Below are 10,150 nucleotides of genomic sequence, written 5' to 3'. Positions count from 1 at the left end.
CGGCGCCGAGCCGGAGGCGGTCCCCGCCGGGGAGGGCACCCGCGTGGTCGTCGCGGTCGAGCACGGCGAGCGCGTGCTGCCCGCCCTGCTGCGCGAGCTCGACCGGGCCGGCCACGCCGTGCGGACCGCCGAGCTGACCCGCCCGACCCTCGACGACGTCTTCCTCCGGCTCACCGGCCGGAGCCTGCGCGAGGAGCGGGCCGACGCGTCCGAGACCGACCCGGCCGCCGAGGCCACGAGCGTGGGAGCACCCCGATGACCGCCGTTCCGACCACCCGCGAGTCCCCCGGCGGCACCGACCGGGCCCGCCCGGCCGGGATCGTCCACGACTCCGTCAGCGTCTTCGTCCGCGAGCTCCGGCCCGTGGTCCGGGACCCCTTCAGCCTGGTGTTCTCGCTCATGCAGCCGCTGATGTTCCTGGCCTTCTTCGGCCCGCTCCTGGGCGGGATGACCGGGCGGCCCCTCGACCAGGCGTTCCAGTGGTTCGTGCCGGGCATCGTGGTGATGATCGCGCTGTTCGGCACCGCGATGACCGGCTCGAACCTGCTGTTCGAGATCCAGTCCGGGGCGCACGAGCGGATGCTCGTGGCGCCGGTGACCCGCTCCGCGCTCATGGTGGGGCGCGCGTGCAAGGAGATGGTGCCGCTGGTCCTGCAGGCCCTGGTGCTCTCCGGGGTGGCCGCGTTCTTCGGCTTCCGCCCGTCCCTGCCCGGCATGGTGGTGGGCCTGGCGATCCTCGCGGTCTTCGGGGTGGGGCTCGGGGCGCTGAGCTACGCCCTCGCCATCGTCTCCCGGAACCGGGACTGGATGTTCTGGACCGTGCAGCAGGGTCTGCTGTTCCCGCTCATGCTGCTCTCCGGGATGCTCCTGCCGCTCGAGGCCGGTCCGGGGTGGATGCAGGTGCTCTCGCGGTTCAACCCGCTCACCTACATGGTCGACGCCGAGCGGGCCCTGTTCAACGGCCAGTTCGGTGATCCGGCCGTGGCCGCCGGGGCCCTCGCGGCGGTCGTGCTGGCCGCGCTGGGGCTGACCGTGGGGATCCGGGCCATGCGCAACAGCATCTGAGGGGCCCACCGGGAAGGTCGCCGGGAAGGTCGCCGGGAGGGTCGCCGCGGAGGTCGCCCGGTGCCGCTCAGAGCCACCGCTTCCACTTGAACACCCCGTAGAGGGCCACCCCCATGCCCAGCATGGCCAGCAGCGCGAGCGGGTAGCCCAGCGTCCACGCGAGCTCGGGCATGTGCTCGAAGTTCATCCCGTACACCGTGCCCACGAGGGTCGGGGCGAAGAGGATCGCGGCCCAGGAGGAGATCCGCTTGACCTCCTCGCTCTGCGCCAGGGCCGACTCGGTGAGCCGCTGCATCTCGTCGTTCTGCCGCTGGCCCACCAGGGTCGCGTGCACCGTGAGGGCGTTCTGCAGGAGCACCCGGAACGCGTCCGCGCGCTCGGCCACCCGGATGGCGTGGTCCTGCACGTCCCGCAGCCGCTGCTGCAGCTCGAGGTCGAGCCCGTACTTCTCCGCCCCGTGCTGCAGGGCCTCCAGCATGGCCACCAGCGGGTGGACAGCGCGCTGGAACTCGATGACCTCCCGGGAGAGCTCGTAGACGCGGCGGGAGACGTCCCGGTCCGCGCCGAAGATCTCGTCCTCGATCTCGTCGATGTCGTTCTCGAGTCCCGCGACCACGGGGGCGTAGCCGTCGACCACTTCGTCCAGGATCCCGTACAGCACCGCCTGCGGGCCTGTGCCCAGCAGCTCCGGCGCGGCCTCCAGCCGGCGCCGGACCGCCGCCAGGTCGGGGGACTCGGCGTGGCGGACCGTGACCACGAAGTCGCGGCCCACGAACACGTGCAGCTCCCCGAACTCGACCTTCTCCACGTCGTCCAGGTAGCGGGCCGGGCGCAGCACCACGAAGAGGGTGTCCCCGAAGCGCTCCAGCTTGGCGCGCTGGTGGCCCTTCAGGGCGTCCTCCACCGCGAGGTCGTGCAGCCGGAACTCCGCGGCCACGGACTGCACCTCGGCCGGCTCGGGGCGGTAGAGACCGATCCAGGCCATCCCGCCGCGCCCGCGCAGCGCCGCGTAGGTCTCGTCGAGGTCCTCCGGGGTCGACGTGCGCCGGCCCTCCACGTACACCACGTTGTCCACCAGCGTCACCGCGTGCTACCTCCCGTTCTGTCCGTCGCCCGTCCCGCCCATCATGACAGGACCCGCGCCCGGGGCCGGACCGGTGGGTTCGGCGGGCGCAGGTGCCGGGCGGGCGGTCAGCCCTTCACGGCGCCGCCGGTGAGCCCGGAGACGATGTAGCGCTGGAGGAACAGGAACAGCGCGACCACCGGGATCGCCGCCAGGATCGCCCCGGCGGTGAAGACGCCCCAGTTCTCCCCGAACTGCACGGAGACGAACTGGTACAGCCCCACGGCCAGCGTGTACTTGTCCGGGTCCTGGAGCACGATCTGGGCCAGCAGGAAGTCCGAGAAGGACGCGATGAAGGACAGCATCCCGACCACCACGAGGATGGGGGTCACCAGCGGCAGGATCATCGTCCAGTAGATCTGGGCGTGCGAGGCACCGTCGATCTCCGCGGCCTCGTCGAGGTCCTTGGGGATGGTGTTGAAGAAGCCGTACATCAGGAACGTGTTGGCGCCCAGCGCCCCGCCCAGGTAGACGGCGACGAGACCCAGCCGGGAGTTCAGCCCCATGAACGGGTAGACCCCGGAGATCGCGAACAGCAGCAGGAAGATCGCCACGAACGCCAGCAGCTGGGGGAACATCTGGATGACCAGCAGGGCCAGCAGCCCGCCCTTGCGGGAGCGGAAGCGGAACCGGGAGAACGCGTAGGCGGCGGCCGCACCCATGAGCACGGTGCCCACGGCCGTGGTGACCGAGACGAACAGCGAGTTCCCGAACCAGGTCAGATAGGGGTTCTGCGGGTCGTTGAGCAGGTTCGTGTAGTTGGCGCCCGTCACGTCCGAGAACAGCTGGTTGGACCCGAGCAGGGAGCCCGAGGCGGACAGCGAGGCCGAGAAGGCGTAGACCAGCGGGAAGAGGGCGAAGACGCACGCGGCGATCGCGGCGAGGTGCTTCCACCCGCCGCCGGCGGAGCGACGGCGCCGGCGGGGCCGGGCAGCCCCGGGCGCAGCGCCCGGGGGCCGCAGCGTGTCCGTCGGCTGGAGGGTGGTCGAGGTTCCGGCGGACGGCGCGGCCGCGGCGGCGGCCCAGGGGGCGCGGTCCGTGCCGTCGGGGCCGGGACGGTCGCCCGGGGTGGGTGCGGTGGGAGTGGACATGTCAGCTGATCTCCTCGAGAGCCTTGCTGCGGCGGAACGTCAGCGCGGAGATGACGGCCACCATGATGAAGATGAGGATGGACAGGGCGGAGGCCAGACCGTAGTCGTTGGTGCCGCCGGCGAACGCGATCTTGTAGACGAACGAGATGAGGATGTCCGTGGCGCCCACCCCGGTGGTGGACTCCAGGTCCTGGGGACCGCCGCCGGTGAGCAGGTAGATCACGTTGAAGTTGTTGAAGTTCATGGCGAAGGACGCGATGAGCAGCGGGCCCACGGCCACCATGAGCATGGGCAGGGTGATCGACCCGAACTGGCGCACCGGCCCCGCACCGTCCATCTCGGCCGACTCGTAGAGCTCTCCCGGGATGGCCTGCAGGGCGCCGGTGGTCACGAGGAACATGTACGGGAAGCCCAGCCAGAGGTTGACCAGCAGCAGCGAGAGCTTGGCCAGCCAGGGGTTCTCGAGCCAGGGCACCCCGGCGCCGCCCAGCAGGACCTGGTTGACGAAGCCGAAGTCCGCGTTGAGCAGACCGGCCCAGATCAGGATGGACAGGAAGGCGGGGAAGGCGTACGGCAGGAAGATGACGGCCCGGTAGACGTTGCGGAACCTCAGCTTCTCGTCGTTGAACAGGATCGCCAGGAGCAGCCCCAGGAAGAAGGTCAGCGCCACCGAGAGGATCGCGAAGGCGAAGGTCCACAGGGTCACGGAGACGAACGGGCCGCCCAGGACCTCCGGGTCGAAGATCGCCCCGAAGTTGTCCAGGCCCACGAAGACTCGCCAGCCCGGCCGCAGGGCCTCGCCGTCGGCGCTGACGAACGCGCCCTCGCCGTTGTTCGCGTACACGGTGCCGTCGTCGGCGACCATGGCGTCGGCCGCCTCGTCGTGCACGAGCGTGGGCTCGTAGGCGTAGGCCGTCCGGCCGTCGTCGGTGCGCAGCACACCCTCGGCCTCCTGCTCGCCCACGGGCACCCGGAGGTCCGCCAGCTCGCCGGCGACCGCCACGACGCTCCCGTAGTCGAGGACCTCGTAGCCGGGCGCCTCGGCCACCCGGCCGTCGGCGGTGGTCGCGCCGTCCAGCGGGACCAGGGGCTGGTCCGCCGCCCCCACGAGCACCTGGCCGTCGCGCACCGTGGCCAGGGCCAGGCCGTCCTCGCCCTCGAGCACCGTGACCGGGTAGGCCCCGGAGCCCTCGATCCGCTGCTCGTACGTGGTGGTGAGCTGCGTGATCGCCGCGTCCTTCGTGGCGTTGTGGCCGTCGCCGTAGTTCGTGAACGCCGTGGCGGCGGTGTAGATCAGCACGAAGATCTGGAACACCAGCAGGAAGATCAGCCCGGGGAACAGGTACTTCGCGGGCAGCAGCTTCCTGGTCGGCAGGAAGTACACGAGATCGGCTGCGATCAGGGCGACGACGAGGAAGGCCAGGATGCCCCAGCTGCCGGCGGCCCAGGCCGCCAGGATGCCGAAGAGGCCGAACGCGTTGATCAGCGCCATCAGGACCAGTTTGACCACGAAGCCCACGCCGAATCCGCGGGAGTGGGCGTGCTGGAGCTCGAGGGGGGCGCCGAGGCCGGCGCCCCCGCCGGTCGCTCCGGGGGCGGCGGTCCCGCCCCGGATGGGGGTGCGCGTGCTCATCAGATCTGTCCTTCGATGTTGTCGATCATGCGGTTCCACAGCTCCACGGGGTCCCCGCGGCCGTCCACGACGGCGTTCTCCGTGGTGCCCCAGAAGCTCCACACCGCGCCCATCTCGGGGATGGCCGGCATGGGCAGACCCGTCTCGGCGATCTCCGCGTAGGCGGAGCGCAGCGGGTCGCCCTGCATGCGGTCGACGGCCACCTGGCTGGCGGGGGGCCGGCCCGTGCTCTCGTACATGGCCGTCTGCGCCTCGGGGCGGGTGAGGTAGTTGGCGGCGAAGTCCTGGGCCGCCATCGGGTTCTGCGCGTTGGCGTTGACGAAGAACGCCTGGACGCCCACGAACGGGCGGGCCTCCTCGTCCCCGGCCGGGGGCACGGGCAGGACGCTCACGTCCATCCCGGCGGCCTCGACGTCGGTCAGCTCCCACGGGCCGCCCAGGTGGAAGGCGGACTCGCCGTTGAGGAAGGACTCCTTGGCGATGTCCGGGGTCATGGAGGTGCGCAGGTCCCCGGAGGCTCCGAGCTCCTGCAGGTAGCGGGCGAACTCGTTGCCGTCCTCGCCCCCCATGGTGAGGTTGCCGGTGTACTCCCCCTCCGCGGTGCGCTCGAACACCTCGGCCCCGAACGAGGTCTGCAGGGCGTAGAGATGGTACGGGTCGCCGGCCTCGGGCGACTGGCTCACCGTGAAGGGGTACTCGATGCCCCGCTCCTCCATGAGCCGGTGACCGATCGCCCGCAGCTCGTCGAACGTGGCGGGGTCCTGGGCAGCGAGCTCGTTGTTGCGCAGCATCGCCACGTTCTCGATCGCGTACGGCACCCCGTAGCTCACCCCGTTGTAGACCACGGCCTCCCGGGCGTTCTCGGTGAAGTCCTCCGCCCGGTCCCCCATCTCCACGGGGACGACGACGCCGTTGGACGCCAGCTGCCCGAGGTTGTCGTGCGGCGAGACGATGATGTCGGGGGCCTGCCCCGTGGGCGACTGGGAGATGAAGTTGGAGATCGCCTGCGCGTTGATCTCCCGCTGGACGAACTCCACCTCCACCCCGGTGTCGGCGGTGAATTCCTCGGCGATCTGCTGGAGGGCGGGGATCTCGTCGGACCCCGCCTGGATCTTGATGCTGCCCGGCCCGCCGGCCAGGCCGGCGACCCCGGCCGTGGGCGCCGACGAGCACCCCGCGAGCAGGAGCACGGCACCGACGGCGCAGGCCGCCCGGTGGAGGTGTTTCATGGTGGGGTTCCTCGATGTCTTCCGTGGTCGCGCGGTCGCGACGGCCGTCGGTCTGCGGGGGTGGTGCGGGTCGGTGGGGCTGCTGCCGCCGGGGGCTTCACCCGGGAGGTGAGTTGGCTCACTACTGTAAGCGTTACCACCACGGCTGTCCACACCCGATACAGCACCCGCCTTGCCAAGGTAATCGGTGTGATAGCGCTTCCAGTCTGTGGGGATCCGCTCTACGATGGACCGCATGTCCACGACCTACGGTGCGCTGCAGTCCCTGCGCCTCACACCCGTCCACGACCGCGACCAGGAGCCGAAGTGGTGGCGCTCCTCGGTGATCTACCAGGTGTATCCCCGCTCGTTCCGGGACCTCGACGGGGACGGTGTCGGCGACCTCGCCGGCATCACCGCCGAGCTGGGACAGCTGGCGGAGCTGGACATCGACGCGATCTGGCTCTCCCCCTTCTATCCCTCCCCGCAGCTCGACGGCGGCTACGACGTGAGCGACTACTGCGACGTCGACCCCTCCTTCGGCACCCTCGCGGACTTCGACGCACTGGTCTCGGCCGCGGACGCCCTGTCGATCCGGGTGATCATCGACCTCGTGCCCAACCACTGCTCGCAGGAGCACGTCCTGTTCCGGCAGGCCCTCGCGGCGGGTCCCGACGCCCCGGAGCGCGACCTGTTCGTCTTCCGGGACGGCCGCGGCGCGTCCGGGCAGCTGCCCCCCAACAACTGGCAGTCCCACTTCGGGGGCCCGGCCTGGACCCGGGTGACCGAGTCCGACGGGCAGCCCGGCCAGTGGTACCTCCACCTGTTCGACTCGTCGCAGCCCGACTTCAACTGGGACAACGAGCTGGTCCGCCAGGAGTTCGAGCGGGTGCTGTGCTTCTGGCTCGACCGCGGCGTCGCCGGCTTCCGGGTGGACGTGGCGCACGCGCTCATCAAGGCGGAGGGCCTCCCGGACTGGGACGGGCGGGCCGACGGGGGGAGCATCCCGGGCTACCCGTTCACCGACGCCCCGATGTTCGGGCAGCCGCAGATCCACGACATCTACCGGCGCTGGCGCGAGGTGCTCGCGGAGTACGACGGCGAGCGGATCCTCTGCGCCGAGGCGAGCGTGGACCCGCTGGACCGCCTGGCCGACTGGGTGCGCCCCGACCAGATGCACCAGACGTTCAACTTCTCCTACCTGGCGGCGCCGTGGGACGCCGCGGAGCTGCGCCGGATCATCACCTCCTCCCTCGAGGCGTTCGACGCGGTCGGGGCCCCCACCACCTGGGTGCTGTCCAACCACGACGTCGTGCGGCACCCGACCCGCCTGGCGCTGACCGCGGACTCCCCGCGCCCGGGTGACGGCCGCGGGCCCGAGGACGAGCAGCCGGACCACGTGCTGGGCACGCGGCGGGCACGTGCCGCGTCCCTGCTCATGCTCGGCCTGCCGGGCGGCGTGTACCTGTACCAGGGGGAGGAGCTGGGCCTGCCGGACCACACGACCCTCCCCCACGACGTCCGCCAGGACCCGACCTACCACCGGACCGGCGGGAGCCGGCTCGGCCGTGACGGCTGCCGGGTGCCGCTGCCCTGGACCAGCACCGGGGCGTCCCTGGGCTACAGCGCCACGGGCGAGGCCTGGCTCCCGCAGCCCCAGGGCTGGGCGGAGCTCTCGCGCGAGGCGCAGCGCCACGACCCGGCGTCCACGCTGTCCCTCTACCGCTCCGCGCTGGCGCTGCGGCGCGAGCACGGGCTCGGCTCGGGCTCGCTCGCGTGGGCGGAGGACCTCACGGGCCCGGACTGTCTCGGGCTCGTCAACAACGGCGTCCTGGTGCTGCTGAACACGGGCTCCGCCCCGGTCGAGCTGCCGGACCTGCCGGTCCTGCTCCGCAGCGGGTCCCCGGCCTCCGCGCCGCATATCCTGGACCCGGAGGAGTGCGCATGGCTGCAGACGGAGGACCCCGGCACGACCGGACGATGAACCCACCCCGGCTCCAGGACGTCGCCGCGCGGGCGGGCGTGTCCACCGCGACCGTCTCCCGCGCGCTCAGCGGCAAGGGGCACGTCTCGCCCCGCGCCCGGGCCCGGGTCCGCGAGGCGGCGCAGGAGCTGGGCTTCGTCGTGTCCTACCACGCCTCGAGCCTGGCGAGCGGCCGGAGCCGCAACATCGGGGTGGTCCTCCCCCACGTCGACCGGTGGTACTTCTCCACCGTCCTCGAAGGAGTGGCCGGCGCGCTCATGGAGGCCGGGTACGACCTGACCCTCTACAACTTCGAGGGGGACCGCTACCGGGAGACCGTGCTGACCGACTTCCTGCTGCGCAAGCGCCTGGACGCGGCCGTGGCGGTGTCCCTGCACCTGGACCCGGCGGAGACGGAGCAGATGTTCGCCGCCGGCATCCCCCTCGTCGGGGTCGGGGGCCCGCTGGTGGGGGCGCCCACCATCAGCATCGACGACCTCGACGTCGGGCGCCGCGCGACGCAGCACCTCATCGGGCTGGGCCACCGGCGGATCGCGCACCTCGGCGGGGCCGAGGAGGGCAGGCGCTACTTCCCCATGTCCAGCGACCGCCGGGACGGCTGGGAGCAGGCGATGGCGGACGCCGGGCTGGCCGTGGAACCCGCGTGGTCGCTCGTCGCGGACTACACGTTCACCGACGCGTACCAGCAGGCCAAGAATCTCCTGGCGGACCCCGCCGACCGCCCGACCGCCATCTTCGCCTCGTCCGACGAGATGGCGGCCGGGACGATCCTGGCGGCGCGGGACCTCGGGCTCACCGTGCCCGGGGACCTGTCCGTCATCGGCGTCGACGCCCACCCCATCGGGGAGGCCTTCGGCCTGACGACCCTGGACCAGCACGCCCGGCAGCAGGGCACCCGCGCTGTGGAGCGGCTCCTCGAGCACCTGGCCGGAGGGAGCCGCGAACCGTCGAACGAGCTCTTCCCGGCCCACTTCGTCGCCCGCTCCTCCACCGGCCCGGCCCCGGCCTCCGACCGCCCCTGACCCGGCGGCCGGCGCGGAGGGAGCGCAGGACGGGTCGGTCAGGCCACCGTGAAGGTCCGCTCGTGCCACCCGGAGGCGCCGTCCGGGGCGGGCGGGGCCGGCTCGGCGGTCTGGACGGTCCCGTCCCGGTCCACGGCCCGCACCCGCGCGGTGTGCCGGCCGCCCGGGAGGTCGGCGCGCAGGACCCACTGCCGCCAGGTGTCGTCAGTGCCCACGGAGCCCAGCTCGGCGTCCTGCCACGGCCCCTCGTCCACGCTGACCTGCACGGCGGCGATCCCGGTGTGCTGGGCCCAGGCCGTGCCGGCGAGGACCGCGGGCCCGGCCTCCGTGCGCCCGCCCTCGGCCGGCACCTCGATGCGGGAGGACATCTTGATCGGTCCCCGGGCCGTCCAGCCGCGCGAGGTCCAGTACGCCTCCGCCCGGTCGAAGCGGGTGACCTCGAGGTCCACGACCCACTTGGTCGCCGAGACGTAGCCGTAGAGCCCCGGCACGACCATCCGCACGGGGTACCCGTGCTCGAACGGCAGCGGCTCCCCGTTCATGGTCACCGCGAGCAGGGAGTCCCGGCCGGGGTCGGTCAGGGCCTCGAGCGGGGTGCTCGCCGTGAACCCGTCCTCGGAGGTCGAGAGCACCATGTCCGCCTCGGCGGAGGGCCCGGCCTCGGCGAGCAGGTCCCGGATCGGCACGCCGGTCCACACCGCGTTGCCCACGAGGTCGCCGCCCACGGGGTTGGACACGCACGCCAGCGTCACGATCCGCTCGAGGAGCGGCCGGGCCGTGAGGTCGTCGAAGCGCAGCGTCAGCTCGCGCTCCACCATGCCGTGGAGGCGCAGCTCCCACGCGTCCACGTCGATGCGCGGCACGGACAGGGCCGTGTCGATGCGGTAGAAGTCGTCGGCGGGCGTGAGCCAGGGCTCCACGTCCGCCACGCCGAGGTCGGCCCCGGCGGGGACCGGGTCCCGCACGGCGGGGGCGGGGATCCGCAGCAGGTCCCGGGCGGCGGGCGCCCGGGCCGCGGCCGCGG

At 72.3% G+C, this 10,150-nt stretch carries 9 protein-coding genes; 4 read left to right on the top strand and 5 right to left on the bottom strand.

Translation table 11 applies throughout. The features are described from left to right. Together CRM73_RS16430 and CRM73_RS16425 are read left to right on the top strand one after the other, a co-directional pair. On the top strand, nt 1-259 hold a 259-nt coding region (locus CRM73_RS16430), incomplete at its 5' end, for a DUF4162 domain-containing protein (RefSeq protein ID WP_229588540.1). Continuing rightward, nucleotides 256-1,065 (top strand): ABC transporter permease, encoded by an 810-nt coding sequence (locus CRM73_RS16425; protein WP_017833560.1) that lies wholly within the window; start codon nt 256-258, stop codon nt 1,063-1,065. The genes CRM73_RS16430 and CRM73_RS16425, both read left to right, overlap by 4 nt. Before the next feature lie 67 nt (nt 1,066-1,132). On the opposite strand, the gene CRM73_RS16420 is transcribed toward CRM73_RS16425, so the two are convergent. The 4 genes from CRM73_RS16420 to CRM73_RS16405 form a co-directional block, all read right to left on the bottom strand. Then, the gene (locus CRM73_RS16420) at nt 1,133-2,149 is read right to left on the bottom strand and encodes a magnesium and cobalt transport protein CorA (protein WP_017833561.1); all 1,017 of its coding nucleotides are present in this window, start codon (nt 2,147-2,149) and stop codon (nt 1,133-1,135) included. Between the two features lie 107 nt (nt 2,150-2,256). Next, on the bottom strand, nt 2,257-3,279 hold the full coding sequence (locus CRM73_RS16415; protein ID WP_229588538.1) for a sugar ABC transporter permease: 1,023 nt from the start codon (nt 3,277-3,279) through the stop codon (nt 2,257-2,259). Nucleotide 3,280: 1 nt separating this feature from the next. After that, on the bottom strand, nt 3,281-4,912 hold the full coding sequence (locus CRM73_RS16410; protein WP_229588536.1) for an ABC transporter permease subunit: 1,632 nt from the start codon (nt 4,910-4,912) through the stop codon (nt 3,281-3,283). Continuing rightward, on the bottom strand, nt 4,912-6,141 hold the full coding sequence (locus CRM73_RS16405; protein ID WP_109221439.1) for a maltose ABC transporter substrate-binding protein: 1,230 nt from the start codon (nt 6,139-6,141) through the stop codon (nt 4,912-4,914). Before CRM73_RS16405 ends, CRM73_RS16410 begins: the two co-directional genes overlap by 1 nt. A 235-nt stretch (nt 6,142-6,376) precedes the next feature. Here CRM73_RS16405 and CRM73_RS16400 point away from each other — a divergent pair, with 235 nt between their 5' ends. Together CRM73_RS16400 and CRM73_RS16395 are read left to right on the top strand one after the other, a co-directional pair. After that, a complete protein-coding gene (locus CRM73_RS16400; protein ID WP_017833565.1) occupies nt 6,377-8,104 on the top strand; it encodes a glycoside hydrolase family 13 protein in 1,728 nt (575 codons plus the stop codon). Beyond that, a complete protein-coding gene (locus CRM73_RS16395; protein ID WP_229588534.1) occupies nt 8,065-9,126 on the top strand; it encodes a LacI family DNA-binding transcriptional regulator in 1,062 nt (353 codons plus the stop codon). Before CRM73_RS16400 ends, CRM73_RS16395 begins: the two co-directional genes overlap by 40 nt. 38 nt (nt 9,127-9,164) lie before the next feature. Here the strand turns inward: CRM73_RS16395 and CRM73_RS16390 are convergent. Continuing rightward, on the bottom strand, nt 9,165-10,150 hold a 986-nt coding region (locus CRM73_RS16390), incomplete at its 5' end, for a molybdopterin-dependent oxidoreductase (protein WP_229588520.1).

Source organism: Kocuria sp. CCUG 69068 (assembly GCF_020833785.1).
GTDB classification, from domain to species: domain Bacteria; phylum Actinomycetota; class Actinomycetes; order Actinomycetales; family Micrococcaceae; genus Kocuria; species Kocuria rosea.
The sequence above is the reverse complement of the archived record's forward strand: the minus strand, read 5'-3'. Positions and strand labels throughout refer to the sequence as shown.

Bases quoted from the DNA above. Each gene is read 5' to 3' on its own strand.
- CRM73_RS16425 (WP_017833560.1), top strand. From the start codon at position 256: ATGACCGCCGTTCCGACCACCCGCGAGTCCCCCGGCGGCACCGACCGG.
- CRM73_RS16415 (WP_229588538.1), bottom strand. From the start codon at position 3,279: ATGTCCACTCCCACCGCACCCACCCCGGGCGACCGTCCCGGCCCCGAC.
- CRM73_RS16410 (WP_229588536.1), bottom strand. From the start codon at position 4,912: ATGAGCACGCGCACCCCCATCCGGGGCGGGACCGCCGCCCCCGGAGCG.
- CRM73_RS16405 (WP_109221439.1), bottom strand. From the start codon at position 6,141: ATGAAACACCTCCACCGGGCGGCCTGCGCCGTCGGTGCCGTGCTCCTG.
- CRM73_RS16400 (WP_017833565.1), top strand. From the start codon at position 6,377: ATGTCCACGACCTACGGTGCGCTGCAGTCCCTGCGCCTCACACCCGTC.
- CRM73_RS16395 (WP_229588534.1), top strand. From the start codon at position 8,065: ATGGCTGCAGACGGAGGACCCCGGCACGACCGGACGATGAACCCACCC.